General features: G+C 66.0%; 14 protein-coding genes and 1 pseudogene. 8 read left to right on the plus strand and 7 right to left on the minus strand.

Features of this window, described 5'->3' with window-relative positions; translation table 11 throughout:
* Window positions 1–7 precede the first annotated feature (7 nt).
* Genes SSPN_RS0123915 through SSPN_RS0123940 form a run of 6 tightly spaced genes read right to left on the minus strand, consistent with a single transcriptional unit; the run spans window position 8 to window position 12,314 of the window.
* The gene (locus SSPN_RS0123915) at window positions 8–2,713 is read right to left on the minus strand and encodes a hypothetical protein (RefSeq protein ID WP_010309914.1); all 2,706 of its coding nucleotides are present in this window, start codon (window positions 2,711–2,713) and stop codon (window positions 8–10) included.
* Window positions 2,714–2,735: 22 nt separating this feature from the next.
* Complete coding sequence (locus SSPN_RS0123920; protein ID WP_010309916.1) at window positions 2,736–3,842, minus strand: hypothetical protein; 1,107 nt, start codon at window positions 3,840–3,842, stop codon at window positions 2,736–2,738.
* On the minus strand, window positions 3,839–6,736 hold the full coding sequence (locus tag SSPN_RS0123925; RefSeq protein ID WP_029535670.1) for a hypothetical protein: 2,898 nt from the start codon (window positions 6,734–6,736) through the stop codon (window positions 3,839–3,841). The genes SSPN_RS0123920 and SSPN_RS0123925 overlap by 4 nt, the downstream gene beginning before the upstream one ends.
* Window positions 6,737–6,743: 7 nt before the next feature.
* Window positions 6,744–7,622 (minus strand): hypothetical protein, encoded by an 879-nt coding sequence (locus SSPN_RS45415; RefSeq protein WP_049887658.1) that lies wholly within the window; start codon window positions 7,620–7,622, stop codon window positions 6,744–6,746.
* Complete coding sequence (locus SSPN_RS0123935) at window positions 7,619–9,790, minus strand: hypothetical protein (protein ID WP_010309918.1); 2,172 nt, start codon at window positions 9,788–9,790, stop codon at window positions 7,619–7,621. The genes SSPN_RS45415 and SSPN_RS0123935 overlap by 4 nt, the downstream gene beginning before the upstream one ends.
* 1 nt (window position 9,791) lies before the next feature.
* The gene (locus SSPN_RS0123940; RefSeq protein WP_010309920.1) at window positions 9,792–12,314 is read right to left on the minus strand and encodes a DUF6603 domain-containing protein; all 2,523 of its coding nucleotides are present in this window, start codon (window positions 12,312–12,314) and stop codon (window positions 9,792–9,794) included.
* A 262-nt stretch (window positions 12,315–12,576) separates the two neighbouring features.
* Between SSPN_RS0123940 and SSPN_RS0123950 the strand changes: the two genes are divergently transcribed.
* On the plus strand, window positions 12,577–13,998 hold the full coding sequence (locus SSPN_RS0123950; protein WP_143539698.1) for a hypothetical protein: 1,422 nt from the start codon (window positions 12,577–12,579) through the stop codon (window positions 13,996–13,998).
* Between the two features lie 559 nt (window positions 13,999–14,557).
* On the opposite strand, the pseudogene speB reads toward SSPN_RS0123950, so the two are convergent.
* A pseudogene (gene speB / locus SSPN_RS45420) lies at window positions 14,558–15,680 on the minus strand (agmatinase).
* A 534-nt stretch (window positions 15,681–16,214) separates the two neighbouring features.
* Between speB and SSPN_RS45425 the strand changes: the two are divergent.
* From SSPN_RS45425 to SSPN_RS45430, 7 genes are all read left to right on the plus strand, one after another.
* Window positions 16,215–18,269, plus strand: a complete 2,055-nt coding sequence (locus SSPN_RS45425) for a LuxR C-terminal-related transcriptional regulator (RefSeq protein ID WP_474716998.1) — start codon at window positions 16,215–16,217, stop codon at window positions 18,267–18,269.
* Window positions 18,270–18,301: 32 nt separating this feature from the next.
* A complete protein-coding gene (locus SSPN_RS0123965) occupies window positions 18,302–18,523 on the plus strand; it encodes a hypothetical protein (RefSeq protein WP_010309933.1) in 222 nt (73 codons plus the stop codon).
* A 29-nt stretch (window positions 18,524–18,552) separates the two neighbouring features.
* Window positions 18,553–18,759 (plus strand): HNH endonuclease, encoded by a 207-nt coding sequence (locus SSPN_RS62890; RefSeq protein WP_394378350.1) that lies wholly within the window; start codon window positions 18,553–18,555, stop codon window positions 18,757–18,759.
* A 1,374-nt stretch (window positions 18,760–20,133) separates the two neighbouring features.
* On the plus strand, window positions 20,134–20,409 hold the full coding sequence (locus SSPN_RS0123980; protein ID WP_010309940.1) for an acyl carrier protein: 276 nt from the start codon (window positions 20,134–20,136) through the stop codon (window positions 20,407–20,409).
* Window positions 20,406–21,620 carry an AMP-binding protein gene (locus SSPN_RS0123985; protein WP_029535672.1) on the plus strand — a complete coding sequence of 405 codons (1,215 nt, stop codon included), beginning with the start codon at window positions 20,406–20,408 and terminating at the stop codon, window positions 21,618–21,620. Before SSPN_RS0123980 ends, SSPN_RS0123985 begins: the two co-directional genes overlap by 4 nt.
* A 40-nt stretch (window positions 21,621–21,660) precedes the next feature.
* Window positions 21,661–22,368, plus strand: a complete 708-nt coding sequence (locus tag SSPN_RS0123990) for an SDR family NAD(P)-dependent oxidoreductase (RefSeq protein WP_272941780.1) — start codon at window positions 21,661–21,663, stop codon at window positions 22,366–22,368.
* On the plus strand, window positions 22,368–23,210 hold the full coding sequence (locus SSPN_RS45430) for a thioesterase II family protein (protein ID WP_083822082.1): 843 nt from the start codon (window positions 22,368–22,370) through the stop codon (window positions 23,208–23,210). The genes SSPN_RS0123990 and SSPN_RS45430 overlap by 1 nt, the downstream gene beginning before the upstream one ends.
* Window positions 23,211–23,525 lie beyond the last annotated feature (315 nt).

Below are 23,525 nucleotides of genomic sequence, written 5' to 3' on the forward strand. Positions count from 1 at the left end.
CGGCGCTTTATGAGCTGCGCACGAGGGTGCCGACGCCGATCGGCTGCCACTGCAGCTCCGTGGCGAACGCTTGGATGTCCGGAACGGGCTGGGTGTCCTTGAGCGACCAGCTGATCTTGACTTTGGAACCCGCCGGAACCGCGACGGCGATGGGCGGTCCGGGCTCGAACAACTCGTCGTGGCCTCCCACGGCCCGGACGCGGGTCGTGTGGCTGCTCCCCTCGGCCGGGGTGACCTCCACGGTGAGGTCGGCGGTGGCGGTGGCGCTGAAGGTCTGGACCGAGCCGAACAGCAGCCCATCGGTCTCGGCCGTGTAGGTGTCAGTCCGCTCCGTGACGATCGGCTCTGGTGCCAGGGGAACCCGGACGTGAGGTTCGAGGAGCAGTTCGGTGTCACCGAGAACGGTCAGGTTCTGCACCGCGAGGTGGGGTTGGGACACGGTGACGAAGGTGCGCATCGACGCCGTGACCTGTCCGTTCTTCGTCTTCTCGGTGACGGTCAGGTCGAACGCGGAATCCCGTTGGATCGAAACCATTTTCGCGTGGTCGGTGCTGACGTCGATGTCCGCGCTACCTGTCCAGCGCAGGGTCAGGGTCTGCCCGGGTTGCCGTTTCTCGCACGTCCAGGAGACCGTGACGTCCTGGTAGGGCGTCGTGGCCATCCGGTCGGGTTTGAAGTTCCCGAACACGAAACCGCCCGAGAACTTGGCCACCGGGAGGCTGTCGGACACAGTCACCCCGTCGATCGTCCCCTTGACGTCCACGATGGCGCTGCCCGCTTGGCCGTTGACGCTGATGGTGTGCAGCGTCACCTGGATGGACTTGTGGCCCGGGATCTGACCCTGCTTGAGAGGATCGGGTTTGACCGTGAACACAGGCGGTTTTGGTGATGCCAGACGTTTCCACTTGAGCGGCAGGCGAACGCCGACGAACTCCGCCGCGTTGGTGGGCACCAGATCGGTCTCGCCGTCGCCCGCGGGCAGTGTGATCGTCAGATCCGAGCACGTGATCGTGGAACTCGTGCGGTTTTCGATCGTGATGGTCAGCTGCTGCTTGGACTCGCCCGGAACCAGTTGCACCGGTTCGGGCTTGGTGATCCGGTAGGACGCCTTGGGTGTCGACAAGGAGTGCTCCGTTCCCGTCACGACCACCGGGGTGCGGCGGCCACCGCGTTGCTGCGCCCTCCCGGGTCGAGCGGGATGACGCCGGCGACGAACTTGCCCGCCACGTCCACGACCCAGATCGAAGGCGTCTCCGACGGGTCCAGGACGCAGGCGTAGCGGCTGTTCGGTCAGCGGGATGGTGGTCGGGCTGTCGGTGGCCGTGTCGATGACGATCAGGCTCGGGTCGGTGCTCTGCGTCGCGAGCGCGGCAGCACCGTCGGGAGTCACCACGATGTCGAGAAGCCCGCCGCCCTGCGCTACGTCATCGCCCTTCGGGGTTTCCCCGAGGGTGATGCGCCGGACCTTCCGCTTGGGCTTGTCCTCGTAAACGGCGTAGAGCTTGTTCCCGTCCGGGGTGATCGCCAGGTCCAGGGGACGGCGGGTTCCCTTGTCGATCGGGTCCCCCGGGGTCAGGGTCTGCGTGTCCACTGGGCTGATCGCGAAGTCGTTGCCGGTGGGCGTGCTGCTGACGTAGACCTTCGAGGAATCCGGGGAAACGGTGATCGCCTGCCCCAGGGCGTTGGTGAACGGCTTGGATTCCGGCTTGGGCTGGCCGTTCTTGATGCGCACCCCGGTGATCGACCGGGCGTTCTGGTTGTCCACGGTGACCGCCCAGACGCTGTCCCACTCCACGGCGGAGGCCGGGCGAACGAAGGTGCCCAGCGCCTGGCTCCACACGACCGGCGGCTTGTCCGCGGTGAGGTCGAGCGCGGACAGCGCTTTCGTACCGGGATCGGGTACGTAGGCGCGCCGGTTGTCGGAAGTGGCGTAGAACCGGAAGTTCGGCGGTTCCGGGGAGGACAGGTCGTTCTCCAGCGGGACGCACTTGGCGGTGATCTTGCCAGGGTTTCCCGACTCGTAAGTGGTGATGTCGAGGTCCGTGCGCACCCGGATGAGCTGGGCGTTGTGGTAGTACAGGTCGAGCGTCGGGGTGCCCAGCGGCGCGGCCGGCCAGATGTCGGTGATCTTCGTCTTCGAGTCCGCATCAACCGTGACGGTGGCCTTCTTGTCGTCGACCGTCGCGGTGTAGCACGAGTCGCCGCTGAACAGGTAGACGGTGCCGTCGGCCACCATCGCCGCGTCCACGCTGTTGAGCACGCCGAGATCGCGCGCCTCCCCCGCCACGTTGTTCTTGGCGGAGCAATACTTCTTGCCCTTGAACAGGTACACCCGCTGCGAGGTGTTGAACGCGGCGTCGACGCCCTTGTTGAAACCTTCCGGGAGGCTGCCGATGGTTCCGCTCAGCGTCTTGTCGGTGTAGACATTCAGCTTCTGCGGGTCGTACTGGACCAGGTCGTCGCCGTGGGTGAACCACATCAGCCCCTTGGAATCGCGCCACGCGGCGTCGAAACCGGTGCGTCCGACCGTGCGGACCAGCTTCGGCCACCACCGGGCCACGTGCCGTGCGGTGCTGAAGGGACCGACCATCTCCCAGCCGGTGTCGTACTTGCTGTAGCAGGTCACCCAGGTTCCCTTGGCCAGGTACACCGTCGGGATGTCGTAGACGTTGAAGGCGATCGCTGCGCTGAGCCGTGGTGCGGTCATGGTCATCCCCTGATCCTGAGTCGGGTAGTTAGGACAGACCACCGGTTCCCAAGGGGTACCAGGTGGCCTGGTAGTGGAACGGTTTCCCGTTGGCGTTGGCGTTGATGTCGAGCGTGTAGCCGTTCGGCACTGGGAAAAGCAGGTTCCCCGGGGCGTCTTTGGTACCGATCACGCTGTAGCACTGGCCGACTTCGCGGTCGTCGTCGTAGACGATCGCGGTGATCGTCGCGGTGCCGTCCTTCAGCGGGTGCGCGTTGGCGGCCAGCAGCCCGTCGGTGGCGGCGGTGTAGCTTTTGCCCCAAGCCTTTTGGTACTCGAAGGGCTGATCGCAGAGTGCCTGTGGGTTGGTGAGCAGCTTGATCTGTCCCGTGGCGGACAGCCGACCGACTTCGAGGTCCGGCTTGTTGACGGTCACGGCGATGGTCGCGGTCGGCGGATCGTTGCTGCCGGTGTCGGCGACCAGCCCGTACGAAGTGGCGGTCGTCAGCGGCCCGGTGTCCCAGGAGCCCTTGCCGTCGGCGTCCATGTACTTGGTGACGTCCTCCCCTGCGTTGGCACCCACGTAGAGCCAGTAGGTGGGGTAGGGTTTTACGTCCTTCTTGGGACCTTTCCAGTGCAGCGTGGTCGATTTCCCGTTGTCCACGGTGAGTTTGTCCGGCCTGAAGTACTCGATCAGCGGCGTGTTGCCGGTGCGCAACCGGTACCGGAACGGCCCGAAGTCTTCGGGACGGCCGGCGTGTTCTCCGTGCAACCGGACCCCAATCGACGCCGTTCCCGGCTCGGTGTCCACGCCGACCCCGTCCAGGGCCAGCTCCAGCGGCGCACCGGGGACGATCTCGGTGGGCTGCGGAGGAGACAGGGCGAACACGTCGTCTCCGGTGTGCTCCACCCGCCAGCCGTCGGCCGAGGTGTGCAGCCTCAAGCGCGCCGGATCCGCGACCAGGTGCTGCGGCCCGGTCCCCACCGGGAGGTGGAGTTCCACGCGATGGCAGACCAGCACATCGGTGTCCGGTGTGGACAGAACCAGCCGCAGCGGGTCGGCGTCGGGCCCGGTACGGAGGTGGTCCGGGGTCGTCGTTTCCAGCGCAGCGACCAGCATCGGCGGGACCGCGCCGTCACGGTCGGCGGCGGTCACGGCTGGCGCCCTTCCCGGTTGATGGGAGTCGGCCCGGCGTCTCCCACGGGGTTCGGTGTGAAGCGCAGGTATCCGGTTCGGGCGACCGGTGGCTCGTCGGGGGGCCGGACGGCGGTCTCGGTGCCTGCGAAGGTGTAGTCGGCCCAGGGGTACAGCGCGTCGGGCTCGGTGCGTTCGCTCCAGGCCCAGGTGCCCCGGGTCCCGGTGGGCACCGGCAGTGCGATGCCCTCGGGCAGGTCGGGGCCGGGGCTGCGCAGGCCCGCAGGCAGCGGGCCGGTGCGCAGGAAGACCGACATCCGGGCCAGCGGATCGGACAGGAACGCCTCGGGCACCTGCGCGGTGGTCACCGGCAGCACCCCGGTGTAGGCGTGCACCGGAGCCCACGGGGCGACCAGCGCGGTGATCCACGCTGCGCCCGGTTCGCCCGTTGCGGGACGGGAATGCTCGACCTCAGCAGGCGGTTCGGTGGCGACCACGACCGGGTCAGACAGGCCGTCGGTGGGCTGGAGGTAATCGGATTCCGAGAGCGCGTGGGAATGCGGGATGAAGAGGGTGTTGTAGTCGGTGTCGTGCGCCTTTTCGGGCGCGCGCGGGCGGCAGAAGCCAATCAGGCCATCGGTGCGCCGCCACGGGTCTCCCAGGCGCACCTGCCACCGGATCGTCCGCAGCGGGTTGCCGTCGTCGGTGTCCGGCCCGGCCAGGATGCGCTTCCACTCGGCGGCATAGATCGGCGGCCCGGACAGCTCGATCCGGAGCCGGGCTCGCACCACGGCCAGCGGCAGGCCGGTGAACACCGACCGGTAGGCCGGCGAGTGGTTCGCAGGCGGCGCGATCGTCTGCAGCGCGGTGTCGATCGTGGCGATCAGGTCGTTGAGCGCTGCCGCCGCGTCGGTCCGGGTGAGCACACCGGACAGCAGCGGCCCGAGGTGCGGATGCGCCTCGGCGAACTCCGGGGAGAGGAGCTGATCAATGGTGAGCACGGTTGACCCCGGCAGCGGCAGCCACGCCACGCGGGGACCGTCGGGGTCGTCGGTGACCAGCAGTTCGCCGATCCCGGTGCCGTCGGCCGCGAGCACGAACAGCGACCGGCCGCCCCGGTCCGGCACCAGCCAGCCGCAGATCGGGTCGGGCGCGCCGGCGTAACGCGGCGAGTCCCACGGGCGCAGCGCGACGTCGTCGTCGCGGGAGTGGACCAGTTCGAGCAGGGTGCGGGCAGGTTGGGCCAGCCGCGGGCGGAACTGGACGAACCGGTCGCGGTTCTCGCTTTCGACGGTCAGCGGCACACCCTTCGAGTCGAGGTCGGGTTTCACGTCGCGGGACCGGCGTGGCCGGAACGCGTCCGGGTTCCCGCGCACGAGGTCGACGCCCCGGCCGAAGCGGTCCACCACAACGAGCTTCTCGAAGTACAGCTGCCCGGCCCTGATCGGCTGGTACTGCCCCTTGCCCGGCAGAGCCACGGTCGGCTGCGGGGTGAGCAGCGCGGCACTGGTGCCGTCGAACGGGTCGAAGTGATTGGCCTGGTCCCGCTCGGCGAACCACGGGTCGAGGCCGGCCAGGCCCTGGGCGACCTGGTCGCGGTTTTCCCTCTCGGCGAGCATCTTGCGCAGCTTCGCCGCCACCTCGCCGTAGGGGTCGGCCAGCGTGTTGATGTACTGGTCGACCCGACCGGCCAGCGCGAAGGGAGGCGCTCCGGTCAGCAGAGACCGCCCCTCGACGAACTTCGCTCCCGGTGCCTCGCCCCCGGTCCAGCAGTGGCGGCGGCCGTCGAAGGTCCAGTACTTCGTACCGCCGGAGTCGTAGTGCAGGGGGTAACAGTGGGCCTGCCACCACAGGTACATCGGCGCCCAGTACTGCCGCCACAGCCGGGTGAACCAGCCCGTGGTCGTCTTCCCGGACTCGGCGTCGCCCGGCGTGAACCCGAGACGTTCCAGGGCCGCGTCGAAGGACTTGTCCGGTTCGACCGAGGGGGTGTCGTTGATCCGGGCGGCGGCTTCGGCCAGCGTCCAGAACTCCGCCACGGCCGCCTCCAGCGGCGCCCAGGACAGGGCTTTCTTCAGCGCTTCGTACCCGTTGGGGGTCGGCACGGGAATCGGTGGCGTGATGGGGTTTGCGCCGGTCATCTTCGCGATGAGCCGGGTAGCGGCGCGGACCGGCACCGGCGCGGTGCTCGGCAGGTCGACGCGCATCCCGTCGCCGCGCAGCAGGGTCAAGGGGTCGGTGCCGCGGCGGTATGGCGGGAGCGGAGTCCGGCGCAGCGTCCGGGCGGGCGGCAGTTTCACCTTGGCCTCGTAGGCAGCAATGCTGCGGGCGAGTTCGTCGGGGGTGGCACCCTGGGGCACCGCGTCGCGCAGCCCGGTGGTCGTCTCGTCACCGACGCAACGGAAGACGAGATCGCCCACCTGCCCGGCGAGTGAGCCTGCGAAGTCCGGATCGAGCTGCTCCTTCACACGGGCGCGGAAATCGGCCGGTGCCTTCCTGTCCTCGAGCTCGTCGTCGGACAGCCCGGCCAGCCACCACAGCGCATGCAGGCGTTCCCGGGCGATCGCCAGGTCGCGCAACGCGTCGTCGTAGGCCCGCTGGTCCTTGTTGAGCTGTTCGACGATCTGCTGTTCGGAGGCGATCTCCTCCGGGATCCCGGAGTTGGGCGAGACCCCGGAGTCGGGCCGGTCCACGGCTGACCACGCGTACCCGGCGGCGCTGTCGGCGAACCAGGTGGCGTGGGCCTCGGCGTCGAGGATGTCCTGACCACCGTCGAGCCAGGCGTCGTCGAGGCGGTCCAGCACGCCGTACTCGAACGCCTCGCTCCACCGGCGGGCCTCGGGGTCGGTGCGGTTGTCGAGCGCGGTGCGGGCATCGACGACGCCGTTGCCGACCGCCGCGTCCGGGACGTTCATCTTCTCTTCACGTCGGGGATGTCCGACGGGAAATGCCCCTCTGGTTCCCAGCCGATGTCCAGCGCGGTACCGACGTAGAGGCAGCGCCGGGTGATCGGAAGAGTTCGGCGTCCGTCCAGCCCAGGGCGGCCAAACCTGCCGCGAAGCGCTGGGAATCGGTCATCTTCTCCGGTGACTCACCGCGGAAGGCGAGCAGGGCGCGGAGGTTGGCGTCGGTGAGCGGCTCGTCGATATCGCGGGAGTGCCAGCCGACCACCAGGTAGCTCAACCGGTAGGACTCCTTCGTGCTGTCCCCGGCGAAGTGGTCCTGCAGGGAGAAGACGTCCTGGTTGTACGGCTGGTAGGAGGCGAACGTGGGCAACCCGGCGCCGACCACCGACAGGAACGGCTGGTCGCCCGGATCCCGCCACTTGTCCAGCTCCACGCTGCGGCCGATACGCGTGACCCGGGGCTTGCCCCCGTTCCGGACCAGGTAGGGGTTCGTGCCCTCCTCGTCACTGAGGTAATCGCTGTGCACGACCCAGCCCGCTGTGCCCAGTTTCGTCCCGTCTCCGGTGTACTGGTGGCGCAGGACCAGCCATCGGTTCGGCACCAGCGGAAAGGTGACCGCTCCGGGCTTGGGCTGTCCGGGCCCGCTCGCCGCGGACAGGTCGACCCGAGCACGGGCGAGTGCGGCCGGAATCTCCCAGTGCAGGTGGGTCCCGACGAACCAGTCGTCATCTCCACCGACCTCGGTGGTGTTGCCCGGCGGGCTCTCAGGGCTGTGCCGTGGCTCCCGGTCCTTGAAGTCGACCATCCAGCGCCAGAACTTCTCCTTCGTGCGCACGTCCTTGTTGACCGCCAGAGCAGTGACGTTGAGCGGGACGATGAGGCAGGACGGGGTCATGACAGGTCCTCACTGCCGTGGGCGTGCGGGGGCGAGAAGACGAGCTCTCCCGGCGTGTCCACCAGTTGGAGTGCGACGGCAGCCGGTGCGAGATCGGCGTCGGACTCCCATTGCCCGCGGTCGACCAGGCTCGTTTTCAGCTGCTCCACGAACGACTCGATGTCGAACACCTCCACCGGGAAATCCCCGCTGCGGCGGAGCATTCCGTCGATCCCGGCGAGCTGGTCGTCGTCGCCCATGCTGCCTCCGATGTCGTCGCCGACCAGGTAGCGCAGCTGGAGGTACCAGTCGCCGTCGAGGCCGAAGTGCGGCGCCTGCGGCGGCTGGCGCAAGGTCACCGCGTCCGGGACGGCGTTGAAGTAGGCGAGCAGCAGGTCGGGGGCGAGCACGCGGACCTCACGCAGCACGGAGCCGGAGCTGTCGCGGGCGTCGACGATCAGGCCGGGCCAGTCGCGCACCAGGGCCGACCGGACCAGCATTCCGGCGACGGGAAGATCGGCGCCGGTCAGCAGCTGGTCCCGCAGCCTGTGCGTCACGTGGGTATCGAGCTCGGTGTGGCCGCCCACGTCTGCCGCCCCGGCGACGAGCGCGGCGACCCAGTGCGGGTCGATGTGGAAGAACCGCACGGTTTCCCCGGGCAGCATCCGGTGCTCCGGCACCAGGTGTGTGAAGGGCACACGAGCCAGCAGCTCTACGGGCTTCAGCTCGTCACAGGCGTCGATCACGGTGTCCACCAGGTGCCCGAGGACCCGGTGACCTCCGGAGTCCGGGGTCGTCACCGCCGTCATCGCGGTCGCGAACCGTTCCTCCGGTGCGATTCCGGAACCGGATGTCTCTTCGTCGCGGAGGATCATCGCCTCGAACGCTCGGCGGGACCACCGACCTGATGCGACGTCCGCCGCCATCCGCTCCGCGTTTTGCCCGGCCCACGCCTCGGCGTCCCGGCCGGCGTGGCCCGAGGCGATGTGAGCGAGCAGATGAGCGGCGTCGGCGCGCAACCCGGCCAGCGCCGGGCTGACCGCAGGGTGGACCAAACCGAGCACCTTGCCCAGGGCGAATGCGGCGGCGTAGCTGACGTCGAACACCGCGTCCGCGGGCTCGTAGATCATCGCCTCGGCTTCCGATGTCGGCGGCGTGCCCTGTTCCGGCGGGCTGCCCGGCGGTACCGGCGTGAACGGCCCGCGGTACCAGGCGTGGGTTCGTTCTCCGGTCGGGAGATGGTGGCGCAGCGGGACGTAACCGTGTTCGAGCCGCCACCCCACCCTTGCGGTCCCGTCCGTGACGGTCGGCTGGAAAGGCAGGCGCAGCAACGGAATGGCACCCGAGTTGTGGACCACGCGCTTCGCGACGGTGAGGAAACTGGGCCTGTTGCCAGTGTCTGTGGTGAAGTGCCACGAGTGCAGCGACACCAACCGCACGGTCTTGACCGGTCCCTTCCCGTTGGTCCCGGTGTTCGGCAGCGTTGTCAACCATGTGCCGTGGCCTTCCAGACTCACCAGGTGAGCCGAATACGCCCCGGACCGGGGCAGCCGGTTGGCGATCACGACCGCGACGTCCTCCGGCCCGGGCTCCGGGGCGTGCTCGTCCGCGCGGCGCACGTGCACGAGGCGGTGGATCTCGGCCAGCCTGGGTACCACGGCGGTGAACGTCGCCGCCGTCAGGTCGATCGTGCGGCACGTGTCGGGGCCGACCAGCACCTGCTCCGATGTCAATGCGGGCAGCAGCAAACCGTCGGCGACTGCAGACGGGTCCGCCGGGAAGAACTCGGCGACCGGCCGGTTGGAGATCTCGTCACGCGTCAACGAGTCCGGTATCAGCTCGTTGTGCCGAAGCAGGATGAGTGCCAACCACGGCGTACCCGACTTCTCCTCCGGCGGATCCGCCGTGCGCTGCCAGGGCAGTGTGGGCCCCGACAGGCACACGTGCGGCAGGACGCGCGCGAGGTCGCCGCTGGTGCCCGCGACCGGGAAGGCCGTGTGGAGCAGCCGTTGATCCAGGGTGAACCGGGGAGCCTGGACGTCGACTTCCCGCACATCGGAGTCGAATTTCTGCTGGGTGCCGTCGTTGTCGTTCACCTCGTGACCGACCTCGACGGTGTACCGCCCGGCGTCCAGCGAGGGCTTCCAGGCGTCGATCAGCACCATCGGCGTGTCGGGTGCGTGAAGCATGTCAGTGTCCCCCCGCTCCGCTGAGCATCGGTTCGGCCCGCAGGTGCGCCCGAACCGCGGAGCCGTAGTCCGACAAGAGGTCCTCGGTGCCGTGAGATGCCTGGTGCTCGTCATAGATGCCGTATGTGTGCAGAGCGTCCAGCAGCGCGCAACGTGCTCCGTGCGAACCGACGAGGTGCGCGGCAATGTCGTCGCGCACGGTGCCCGGACGGGTCGGGGACGGATCAGCCGGATCATCGGACCGGATAGGCACCGGCGGCCCGGAAACGGGCTCGTTGCCCAACTTGCTCTCGCTCGTGCGCACCACGGGATCGTCCGGTTTCCGCGTGGGAGCGGAGACCAGCAGACCGACCACGCCACGCGGCGCGGTCGAACCGGACAGCGGCGGCTCCTTCCTGGCACCCACCGGGTCGCCCCACAGCGCGTCCGGGACGCCACCGGCGGCGGCCTGGACATCCCAGCCGTCCTTGCGCAAGTCGAGCACGGCACCCTTGTGCTTGACCCGCAATCGGTGGGTAGACCGCAGCCGACCCTCGATCCCCACCGGTCGCACGGACAACAGCTCACCATCCGGTAGATCCGGTGCTGCTTCGGTCGCATCACCGAGGCGGATTTCCTGCACCGGCACAGCACTTTGGGTGGTGAACCGGAAACCGTCGGTGTCCACGAGCCACGGAGCCGACTCCTTCGGCATCGAGGTGGCCTCCGCGCCCGGCAGCAACCCGGCGGTGGGTGTCGAGCGCACCACCGGTGCGGGCAGCGAGCGCTGCGCGAACTGCTCCCACTTCAGCAGTTCGGGCGCCGCAGGGCGCGCGTCTCCGAACCGGATGTCGAAGTCCCACAGCAGAACGTGGATCGTCGCCAGACCGCCGGTGGGCGGCCCCCACACGTCCAGCGAGACCGAGACCGAGCCGTGGAATCCCGGCCAGATGTCGATGGCCACCCCGACCGACAGCCGGATCGCCACCTCGTAGTGGAACGGGTCCCACTGGACGAGGGCGTCGAACCCGGCGGACAGCCACGCGCGGATCGGACCGGCGTGGAAGGTGACGTCTATCGACGCACCGACCATGAACGCCGAGTGCGTCAACGCGCCGTAGCATTCGCCGCGCACCGAGACGGTGTCCGACACCGACCACTGCAACGCCAGCCGTTGCGGCTTGGGGTAGTGCACGGGTGGGCTGAACTTCGGGTGGTACCCGCCCAGGCTCACCACGAAGTCGCCGGGATGCGCGCTCCGGCCGAACCACACGCACAACGCGGCCTGCCCGGTCAGCTCGCAGGACGGGTGCACCACGAACGATCCGGGTGACAGGGCGGCGAACACCTCGACCGTGTCGGTGGTGGTGTCGTAGGACGCGGAGATGGTCAGTTCGACGTGCGCGTACCGGATCCCGTCCTTGGCCTTGCGCGGGAAGTCCACGCCCGCCCGGCCCAGCAGCATGATCATGAACCGCTGCGGGCCGCTGGTGGAGAACTCCGCGAGCGCCAGGACGCTGCCGCTGAGGAACTTGAAGGAGTCGAACTCGATGCCGCCGGCGATCCAGATCCGGTTGTCTGCCTCGGAAATCCACGCCTTGCCGCCACCGGAGCCCTGCAGTTCGCCCAGCAGCGCCAGCGGATCCGACGAGGTGACCGCACCCGGCATCAGCGGGAAGCTGTCTACCTCGGTCAGCGTCGGCTTCGCGACCGAGCTGTTGTAACCGAACCCGGCGCTCGCACCGGTCACCCGGAAGTACACCGGGCCGATGCCCTTGCCCTCGCCGAAAGCCAACCGTCCGAACACGAACACCGAAGGCTCGTGCCCGATCTTCTTGGCGTACCCACCAACCGCGGCCAGCACCAGCGCCGGAGTGGTGATGCTCGCCCCTCCCTGGATGAGCAGTTCGTACCCCGGAGACTCCCGGTAGACCAGCGCACCGGTGACCTCGACCGGCTTCCGGCTCCACGACAGGCCGAGCCCTCCGATCGTCGGCCGCACGCTGGTGGGCTGGCCGGACGGGAAGCCCAGTCCCATGCCCCGTCCGCTGACCGTCAGCGCCGACACGGTCAGGGACGCGTCAGTCAGAACCCAGACCGTCGCGTCCGCGTACCGCACACCGATGCGGTCCAAGCGCAGCGGCCCAAGCACTTTGTCCACCGGGTACCAGCGGGTCAGTTCGTCGTCGGACGTTGCCGTGGACGTGGCGATAATCTCCTTGCGCTGCAACGGAGGTGCTTGCAGCACCCGGTCTTCCTTGCCAATCCGGGCGACGACACCGAATCGGGCCTTCGCCGTGTCCTCCTGCTCGGAAAGCTTGAGCAAGGCATCCGGCAGGTTGAGCTCTCCCAGCAACGCGTTGACCTGCGCGGCCTTCTTGGGCTTCACGACATCGCTCGCACCGATGAACATCATCGCCTTCAGCCGCACATCCACGTCACGCGGAATGTGCGTACCGACGACCGGGAGATCGCTGAGTCCGGCGTCCGCCCGGGCGCGCAGCAACACCACCCACAGCCGTTTCCCTTGCCCAGGCTCGGTCATGCGCACACCTTCCGCAGGAGTCGTTCGCCGCTCGCAGAGTCCCATCGCTGCGACTGCGCGGGCGGGGCCAAACGCGACCTTTCGTCCGGTAGAGCAAGGGACCACGCCTTCAAGTGACCGCCTATCGCGTTGCCGGAGCTATATCCTTTGTGGACTTATGTGCCGCTTGGCGAGAACAACCCGCAGGCCCTAGCCTCCGGAGAAGATGCCGCTGTCCGCGCTCGACGCCATCGCACTAACGTTCCCAATAGGGAGGTAAAGCGTGATCAAAAGAAACCTGACAATACCCGCCGACAGGAAGGTTGTTTCCAATCCCTTCGGATCCCGAACCCCCGAAACATACGGCAAGGACTTCAAGTCCTGGAAATGGGACGAGAACCCGAAAATTCCGCTTTCCCGGCACCACATAATATCGTTCCCAACACTGCGATTGTTCTGGAACGACCTCGTGGCGAACGGGCACAAAAACCATACCCAGGAACTACTGGACAGCATGAAAAACCACCTAGACCGGTACGGACAATTCGTCGCCGGATTCAACAAAGCCGAACTTGAAAATCTGATCACGAACTGGCACGACTACGAACACGACCCCAACGCCTCAAACCAACTACCCGGACTACCGGAACTGGGGAGAATGTTCTGCTGGCTTCCCACCTTGGTCTTCGTAGGCCCGAGCAACAGATCGGAAGACCCAGCGGGCGACAACAACGACGGCCGCGTCGAATTCGAAACACACTGCAATGGCGTCCTTCAGCCTTCAGAAGATCCATTGATGGAGGAAGTCGATCGAAACCAGGCTCTTCTTTACATCGACTTCTACCGGAAAGCAGCGAAAGAAACTGAGGACTACTCTCGGGACTACGCCCGGTTCGCCGTGAGAGCGCTGACTCGCCTCAATGAGAAGCGGTTCGAATTCTGGCCACTCCACACCGACGGGTGGCTGTGCTACAAAACTGCCGGGAAGTACAAGTTCAGGATCGAAAAAACCCGTCCTCCCGAGACCACGACGGAATCCGAAGCCCTGTCGACGAGTGAGGAGCCCTCGATGGAAATCGACAGGGTCCCGATCAACTTCAGCCTGCTGGACCAGGATTCCGAGACCGGCCAGAAGTACTACGAAGGGCGGGCCACTGGCATCACCCTCCCCGGCATCCTGGCCTGGTGCCGGGACGCGGGATTCAAGAACGCCTCGGTGCCGGACGCGTTGTCGTCGGTGAAGATCAGCAGCTTGGTCGTGGGAGTGTGGACCGCGCCCGAATACACGCACTGGACGTTCACGGTGAACACGGAGTTCGAGGTGGGCGGGAATAACGTCTCCGCCATGTTGTCCCTCGACTGCCACCGGACCAACACGGGCCCGAAATACGCATTCACTCTGAGGACAACCGTCGGCGTGGGCCCCAGCGGCGACCAGATGTGGTTCAGCGGGGAAGTGCGCAAGAACCTGACGGGCGACTGGATGTTGAGCGCGTCCTGGTCGGCGGTCGGGACGACTACGACGATGTCGGTATTGACCGCAGCACGGGCGCTGGGAGTGGCGATACCGGACGACTTGACGCTGCCGGTGCTGTCGGAGCCGGTGACAGGAGCCGCGCTCGTCTACGACTTCGGCAAGAGCGGGCTGGCAGCAACGATCAGAGTCGGCGACAACCAGATAGCGATGGCCACACTGCCGTCGTGACGAACGCCGTGACCATCGTCAGCACGAAGTCCGCGCCTCGCCACGGATGGAGACCACGACTGGCATACCGACCAGATCATCGGTCGAATCCAACGAGACGGGGCGACCTGGTTCGGCGGCACCACCTGGAACGGCATGCGCGCCATGCGGATCTCTGTGGTGAACTGGCGAACCCACAACCAGGACATCGACCGCACCGTAGCCGCCGTCCGAACAACACTTACCAACGATACTTGATCTTTACGGGACAAGCGCTTGCTGGTTCGGCACGACTCGACTTGCGTAAGCCGACGTGATGAACGGGTCGCCTGGCGGATCGGCAACGTTCAAGGAGTCTTACGACTTCCGGCACCGCGGGTGCCGACTTTTGGGCTTCACACGTTCATGAGTACGTTTCGAGGCCTGTCGACACGATCACTGGAGCAGCGTGACCGTTCCGCGTTCGGCTGCTGCCGACAGGCAGGTCCGCCTCTGCCCTTTGGGGCTGGCCCAACGCCCGACGTTATGTCGAACGGACGCTGCGGCGGAGGTCAGCCACTGATCTCCGCCGCCAGCGGCATCAGCCGGTCACGGGAGCGGAGTGCTCAGACGCGGTCCTGCTCGGTTTGATGCTGTTCACCATGAGCGCGACGAGGTCGAACACCACGGTCGCCGCGGCGACGGAGGTGATCTCGGCGTGGTCGTATGCGGGTGAGACCTCGACGACGTCGGCGCCGACGAGGTTGAGGCCGTTCAGTTTCCGCAGCAGGCGTAGTAGTTCCCGGGAGGTGAGACCGCCGGACTCGGGGGTTCCGGTGCCGGGCGAACGCCGGGTCGAGGACGTCGATGTCAACGGAAAGGTAGACCGGCGCGTCGCCGACCCGCTGCCGGACGGCGTCTACGGCCCCGTCGATGCCGATCATGTCGAGGTCGTTGGCGCGGATCGTGCGGAATCCGAACGCCTTGTCGTTGTCGAGATCGAGCTGGTCGTAAATGGGGCCCCGGATCCCGAGGTGCATTGAGTGGTCCTCCACGAGCAGACCTTCCTCGAAGGCGCGGCGGAAGATGGTCCCGTGTGTCACTGGAGCGTTGAAGTAAGTGTCCCAGGTGTCCAGATGTGCGTCGAAGTGCACGAGCGCCACTGGACCGTGCTCGCGGGTGACGGCCCGCAGCATCGGCAGTGCGATCGTGTGGTCGCCGCCGATCGCAACGATCCTTCGGTCGCTGCCGCCGAGGACCTCGCTCGCGTGCGTCTCGATCTGGTCGATGGCGTCGGAAATGCTGTACGGGCTGCACGACACGTCCCCGGCGTCGACGACCTGGAGCTGCGCGAGCGGCGTGACGCCGAGATCGACGTGGAAACCGGCGCGGAGGTTGCGGGCCGCCTGCCGCACGGCCATCGGCCCGAAGCGAGCACCCGGCCGGTAGGAGGTGCCCCCGTCGAAGGGCACGCCCAGGATCGCGATGTCGTAATCGCCGACCTGGCCGAGATCTGGGATCCGGGCGAACGTGCCCGGGCCGGCGAAACGCGGAGGTAACACAGTGTCCTGGACCCACACCTCTGCTCTGCCCGAGCCGTGGGAATGGATCACCGGCGGCGAAATGCTGATGACCAACGGACTGTCCTGCTGCAGCGTTTCGAGTTGCTCCGATTTGGTCGTGCCCGATGGACTTGTGAGCGCCGTCAGCGTAGTGACATACATGACGTTGATGTCGCGGTGGCCCGCGATGACCTGGGCGATGTGCGGTGCGGTTTTCGGCAAAAGCAACGTCGGTGCTGGTCGCGTCGGTGCTGGCGACGTTGGTGACCAGATGCGGTCGGCCGGTCACGGCGTCGTCGCAGGCTCCTCGGCTTTTGGTGGACCAAGGATTCGAGTACTGGGATAGTGCAGAGGTGGAGTATTTGACTTGATATACCGCATTACCGAGGGACTGAATCGATTATGTCGGTGCCCGTACCTATCTGGAGCGCTGCACGCCCTCCGATAGAACTCACGAGCTTCGTGGGACGTTGGCGGGAGTTGGCCGACGTCAAGAAACTCCTGAGCTCGTCACGGTTGGTGACCATCACAGGCGTCGGCGGCGTGGGCAAGACCCGGTTGGCGTTGCGGTCGGCCGCGTTGCTGAGGCGGTCGTTCCCGGGCGGTGTCTGGATCATCGAGCTTGCCGACCTCAACGACCCGCGACTCGTCGCCGACACCGTAGCCGCCACGTTGGGCCTGCAACAGCAGTCCGGGGTGACGCCGTTGGAGCGCCTTCCCGAACATCTTCGCGACCGCCCGCTGCTGCTTCTGCTGGACAACTGCGAGCACGTTCTCGGTGAGTGCGCGCAACTCGCGCATTCGCTGCTCAAACAGTGCCCGCAGATGCGGATCGTGACCACCAGTCGCCAACCCTTGGGCATTGCCGGCGAGACCGTCATGGAGTTGGCTCCGTTCTCGGTTCCCCCGGAGGGAGTTGGAACTCCGGAACTGGAGAATCTCCTTCAGTACTCGGCGGTCGCACTACTCCAGGAGCGAGCTCAAGCCGCGGATCCGGCTTTCACCGTCACCGCGGACAACGCGCACGTCGTCATGCGTTTGTGCCGACAACTGGACGGCATTCCGTTGGCGATCGAACTGGCGGCAGTCGCACTTCGGTTCATGTCGGCCGAGGCGATCATGGACCGGCTCGATCGTCGTTTTCGATTGCTGACCGGTGGAACCCGGACGGCGCCGACCCGCCAGCAGACCCTGCAGGACATGGTCGACTGGAGCTACCGGCTGTGCTCCGCCGCCGAACAAGTGCTGTGGGCACGGCTGTCCGTGTGCGGTTCAGGGTTCGCCCTGGAGGCGGCCGAAGCAATCGGTTCAGGCGACGGCATCCGGACCGACGAGGTGCTTGATCAGATCAGGGGCTTGATCGACAAGTCGATCGTGACCACGGAACGGCATCCGGACGAGACCCGTTATCGGCTGCTGGAGACGCTCCGCGATTACGGCCGGGACCGCCTCGTCGAACGCGGTGAGACCACCACGGTCCGTCGCAAGCACCTTCACTACTACCGGAACCTCGTCGTCCAGGCCGAGGCGGAATGGTTCAGCGCCGGACGCACGACGGTCTTCGCCCGGTTGCGAGCCGAGCACGCAAACCTGCGCGAAGCGTTGGAATTCTCCGCTTCCGAGCCCGGCGAAGCGCAAGCAGGTCTGGTGATCGCATCCTCCCTCCGATTTTTCTGGCTCAGCAGCGGCTTTGTCTACGAGGGACGTCGATGGCTGGAGCGCCTCCTGACGCTCACCGCGGAACGAGATACCGTTCGTGTCAAAGCGCTTTACGTCAACGGGTACTTGAATTTAGCGCTCAACGACGCGACATCCGGGACAGCCCTCCTCGATCAGGCAAGAGCGTTGGCCGCGGAGCTCGGCGACCAATCGGGGGCGGCCTACGTCGCGCAGATCTCAGGGCTCACCGCCCTGTACAACGAAGATCCTGCGCGGGCGGCCGCGCTCTTCGAGGACGCTCTCGCCGGGCATCGGCTGATCGGCGATCACTCTGCCGTCGCCTACGACCAGATCGAGCTCGCATTGGCCCTCGCCTTCCTCGGCGATCATGAGCGCGCCGCGGCCCTGTTCCGCGAATGCCCGGCGCTCGAGGAGAACTATGGCGAACAGTGGATGCGGTCGCTTGCCCTGTGGGCGCAGGGAATAGCCGGGCTGCTTGCGGGCGATTATCAACAAGCCACAGCCGCAGAACTGGAAAGTCTGCGTCTGAAGCTGGACTTCCACGAGCACTTCCGGATCGCGTTGTGTATCGAAATACTGGCCTGCATAGCCAGCGCGGACGGTGACGCGGCACGGGCCGCGACCTTGTTCGGCGTGTCCCACAAGATCAAGCAGAACATCGATGCGTCACTCGCCGGCCACAAGCACATCGCGCGCCTACACGACCATTACGAAGCAGTAGCGCGCAGCTCACTCGGCGAAGAAACGTTCCAGGAAGCGTTTGAGCTCGCCACACTGCTCGACTTCGACGAGGCCATCGCATGGATAACCTGCGATCCGAGCAAAGCCGGGCGTCCGACAAGCTCCGCGACCGAAGAATCGCCCATCCCGATGCTTACTCCACGCGAGCGAGAAGTCGCAGCGCTGGTCGCGCAGGGCAAGACCAACAAGGAAATCGCTGCCACAATGTCGATTTCCCGCCGCACCGCTGATTCCCACGTCGACCACATCCTGACCAAGCTCGGCTTCACCAGGCGGACGCAAATTGCCGCCTGGGTCACCAAGACAGGAGCCGCACAGGAACCCCACTGACGCCGCCGCGTTTTCGAGAGGAACACCCGGCCATGCGCACCCTGATCGAAACCGCCGCGGTCGTCACGATGGACGACGTTCTCTGCGACTTCGAACGAGCCGACATCCTCGCCCCCTCTGTTCCGGTCGTCTTGGAGGGTGGATTGAGGCGGGTCGATCTGGCAGGTGCGGCGCATCTGGAGCTGGTGTCGGCCGTGGTGCAGTTGCGCCCAGAGGGACGCGCCATGTTCGAGGCTGAAAAGCCTCTTATATAAAACCTTGTGTCGCGGCAAGGCTTCGGACCATGCTCCACAGTGAGCGTGTCGAGCGGTGTGAAGAAACCGGCCCCGTGGTAGTACACCACGTCGCCAAACTCACCCGGCTCGGTCAACCCGGGCCAGACCAACCAACACGGGCGGCTGTTATGGCCAGCAAACGACGGAAGACCCTCGTGGTCTGCCGACCATGCCACGACAGCATCCACGCCACTCATGTCACGAACGCGACATAGTCACTGGAGAGCCACGTGCATCGAAAGATGCCCGCGCGGTTCGGAGGGAGGCTGCACGAAAAGGACCGGGCTCAAAACTTGAACGCGGTACCTCGCGTGCAGCACACCCTGTTCCGGCCACACCAAGGTCGCGGCCAACTGCCTGCCGCACGCCAGGAACAACCAGCTCCCGTCCACAGCCCTCGACGCCCGGCACCCTCTCCGCACCCATGGTCTCGGCGGTGTGATCAATGAGTCCCGAACCGCAGCCTGAGCTGCAGCGATGACTTTTCGAGCGGGACAAGATTCACCTGAGCGCCATCAGCATGGCGTCCACTGACCATCCTGCCTTGCCCAGGGTGAGGATCTTCTCGGCTCGCTCTTGGGGCACCATTGACATTGATCACCTGATGGAAGGCGGCAACAACTTCGGCGCGTCGTCAGCATTGCCATCAGCCACGTCCACAGGAGATCACCCAGAGTCACGAACGCTTACCGGGGAAGGCGGGAAGGCTCACTGGGTAGCTATAACAAGTCCTGGGTTTCCGGCTTCGACGACGGCTTGCGTTCGGTGCGTGAAGCATCCCGCCCCTTCCGCGCACGGTACCTGTGTCTGTATCGTTGCCGGAAAGTGGATTGTTGGCGCTGACATGCGTTCCGGATGAACCCGGGTTCGAGTTGGGTCCGGTGCCGACGTTGGTCGCCGATCCCGTTACGACGAGGCTGAAGCAGCAACGGCAACAAAGGACTTGGCGACCCGGGCTCAATCACTTCGAAGGCCGCACTGGGCGCGGCTGTATCCCCAAAGACACCTCGTCGTTCACCTGCGCCTCGCCGAACTCCGGTTTGACGGCCCAGCGGTCCTCGGGACCGCACGATACTTGGACGTGCCGATTCCCCATTTGCGATCAGGCAAGAGGTACGAACGGGCACGGGATTGTGCATTTCCGCGCAGGCTCGTCCGGCTCGATGTTGTCCCTACGGGGACCTAGATGAACCCTTGGTGGTGCGCACGGTCTTTAGCCGCTGCGTGATCCCAAGGGCTCGTCGGTAAGACTACGTTGGAAACGGTGGCGGATTCCGGAATGGACACGCGAATTGCTTGCTGGGCCGCCGAAGGCGCCCTGTGGGGCAGAATACCCAGCTAACATGATCTCGACCTTCGAGGCAGAGTCTAGGCATTGCACCGCGTCGGGGTGGCAGGTCCGGACGCTGTTGGGATGGCTTGAGTTGCCGAATTGCCGACAATCCCTATGGGCTACTCGTCCCCCGGGGCTCTCGGAGGAGAGGCTTGTCAAGGCGAAATCAGTGACGATTGCTTTGGCCGGGAAGTTGTGATACGGCAGGTTCCGCTGAAAAGGCTACGCAGAAGATAATTTCATCCAGGAGAGTCGCATGCAAAAGACCATTGACGGTCCCCTCTTGTCTCGCAGCGCCGCGCGATCGATGCTGGAGGACCTTCTGCGCGCGCAGAGCAAGGCCCTGACGGAGAGTGAAGATCTCGCACTGTCCGATCTGGGCTTCACCTCGCTGGACTTGGCCGAGCTCACCGTGCGCCTCGAAGACCAGGTGGGTGGGGAAGTCACGCTCGAAGCGGCGGCTATCCGGCCGTTGCAAACCGTGAGCGACCTGCTCGACCTTCTCACCGAACTACGTCCGGTGACGCCATGAACGCCCCGCCGGCTGGAGAAAACCGGTTGGCAGCCGGAGGGTTCCACGGCTCGTGGAACGCCCTTCCCAAGAGGGTCCTTCCACCGCATCGCTGCGCGGTCATCGCGCACGATCAATTGGATGCGCTCGCCGCTGTCTGGGAACATCACCAGCGCTCCGGCTCCGAGTTGCTGATCATTCCCGCCTCCCGCTACGACGACCAGTTGGCCGCCGAGTTGGAGGACGCGGGTTTCACGTTGCTCGGCACGCCCGAGCGGCGCGCACCAACATCGGAAACGACTCCCGCGACACCAGGACGGATATGGGTATCCACCAGCGGTAGTTCCGGGCGGCCGAAACGGGTGGCGCACACACTGCAGGGCCTGACAACTGTGTCCACACCCCAGGCGGCCCGGCGCTGGCTGCTGCCCTTCACACCCGGCACCTACGCGTGGTGGCAACTCGTCACGCTGTCCCTCAACGTGCCCGGTCAAGATTTGGTGACCGTCGAAGCCGACGGTCTCAGCGCCTGGCCGGCCTTCGCCGCTGCCGAGGGGGTTACCGCGGTCTCGGCGACACCGACGTTCTGGCGCCACTCGTTGCTGCGCGACCGCGCGGCGGTTACGGCGCTGCAGTTGGAGCAGATCACGCTCGGCGGAGAACCAGTTGACCAGCGACTGCTCAACGAACTCACGACCGCGTTTCCCGAAGCCAGGGTGAGCTGGATCTACGCTTCAACCGAGACCGGCGCAGCGTTCGCGGTACATGACGGCAAGGCTGGGTTTCCTGTCTCCTGGCTGGAAAACCACACGCCGGAGCGACCACAGCTACGCGTGGCGGACGGTGAGCTCCTCGTGAAAAGCCCGTACCAGAGCATTGAGCTTCAGGGCTTCGTTCGCACCGGTGACCGAGCGGAAATCCACGACGGTCGAGTGCACATCACCGGGCGGATCAGCCACGACCAGCTCAACATTGGCGGTTCGAAGATCGCCGCATCCACCGTCGGGCAGGTTCTCACCGATCATCCCAGCGTCGCGTGGGCCCAGGTACGGGCGCGCCGCGCCCCGCTCGTCGGTGAGCTTGTCACAGCGGAGGTCGTGACCACCACCGAGGTAGACATCGCCGAGCTGACCTCGTGGTGCTCCTCGCGCCTTCCCGACTACGCCGTCCCTCGACTGATCACCTTCCGTGAGGAAGTGACGTTGAAAGCGAGCTTGAAGAGTGACCTCTAAAACCTCCGCCACCACGCCGGTACCGGCAGCCACCACCGTGGTGATTTCCGGGGCTTCCCGTGGGCTGGGTCTGGCTATGGCCGCCGATCTACTCAAGGCAGACCTGCGGGTGGCCACTTTCGCTAGAAAGCCCACCTCCGGTCTGCTCGAGTTACAAGACGCGTTCGGGGACCAGTTCTACCACGACAGCGTCGACATCAATGACCGGTCGATGGTCAGGGCGTTCCTGGCGCGCGCGGCGGAGCGTCTTGGGCCGCCCGACGCGTTGATCAACAATGCGGCGGTGGGCCAGGACTCGATGCTCGTGCAGACCCGCCCGGACCACATCGAGTCCCTGATCGCCACCAATCTGACAGCGCCACTTCTGCTCACGCGCGACTTCCTGCGCACGTTGCTGGCATCGGGGCGACGGGGCCGCATCATCATGATCGGTTCGGTCTGTGCCCAACGCGGCTATCCGGGGCTGACCGTGTACTCCGCCACGAAGGGCGCACTGGAATCGGCCACCCGCTCGCTCGCCCGTGAGTGGCGGGAGCGTGTCCTGGTCAACTGCATCTCCCCGGGCTTTTTCGACTCGGAGATGTCGGCGGTACTCGGTGCCAACCAGGTCGCCTCCATCGCGCGCCGCACCCCCACCGGCCGTCTGGTAACGCCTGAAGACATCCTGCCTCTGATCCACACCCTGCTACTCGACGACACCAACATCAACGGGCAGGTCATCACCGCGGACGGAGGTGGCAGCATCTGATGCCGGAGATTTCTGTCCTCGCACCCAGGGTGGAGACGGCCACGCCGCCACTGCGGCCCCTCACCTCCCACCCGTCCCCCCACCTGAACCTGGTGTGCTTTCCGTATGCGGGAGGTAACGCGGACTTCTTCGCCAGGTGGCCGGCAAATGCCGTGCCCGGCGTTCAGCTCTATGCGGTCGAATACCCAGGGCACGGGCGAAGACGGGATGAGAAGGCTGCGGCTGATATTTGCTCACTCGCGGACGAGATCGCCTCGCACATCCTCGCCTTATCGGCGGTGCCGCTGGTGCTCTTCGGCCACAGCATGGGCTCGGTGGTGGCATTCGAGGTCGCTCGCAGGCTTGCCGTCGTCGAAAGCGCTCCGCCGCACGCACTGGTCGTATCTAACATCACCGCGCCCCACCGGCTGCACCGGCGCGAGCCGCTTCCCGTCACAGACGACGGAGTGTGGGAACACTCCTACAGCATCGGCGGTATCCCCAAGTCGATCTACCGCAGCAGAGTACTGAAGAACATGATGGCGCCGACACTGCGCACGGACTACGAGATGCTGAACCACTACCGATGTGACCCGTCGTCGCAGATCAGCTGCCCTGTCACTGTGTTGCATTCCGACAGTGACGTTCTCACGCCCTTGGACGACGCTTCGGCATGGAGTGAACTAACGGTAGGCACGTATGCCTACCGGAGCTTCACGGGCGGGCATTTCTACCTCACCGATCAAGAATCCCTGGTCGCCCGACTCGTCTCCGAACTTGGAATCGGCAACCCAGTCAAGATCCCCCGCCAGCGCGAATCGAGCTCCGCCGACCGCACCCATACCAGCAAACCCGGGCACTGAACCCTCTCCGCATCGCGGTTAACGGCTTGCCGGAGCACCGAAAAATGCCCCGGCAAGCCGTGATGTCGTCGTGGTGATGTCGGGCTTCACCTTCCGTTGCAGGCTCACCCCAGCCAGCACGCCTCCTACGCGATTCGTGTCCCGGTGCAGAGGTCTCGCCTCGGGCTTCCTTCCGACCCCACCTCGCGATGACGCCGTTGCCTCCGGCTCGGAGTTAGCACCACCTCTTCCTCCAGGGGACCCACACCCCCAAGCAATCGCCCATGCCGGGCGTACAACCACGACCGCCCCTCCCGGAATGGGAAGGGGCGGTCG

Origin of the sequence: Saccharopolyspora spinosa NRRL 18395 (assembly GCF_000194155.1) — a bacterium.
Taxonomy (GTDB): Bacteria; Actinomycetota; Actinomycetes; order Mycobacteriales; family Pseudonocardiaceae; genus Saccharopolyspora; species Saccharopolyspora spinosa.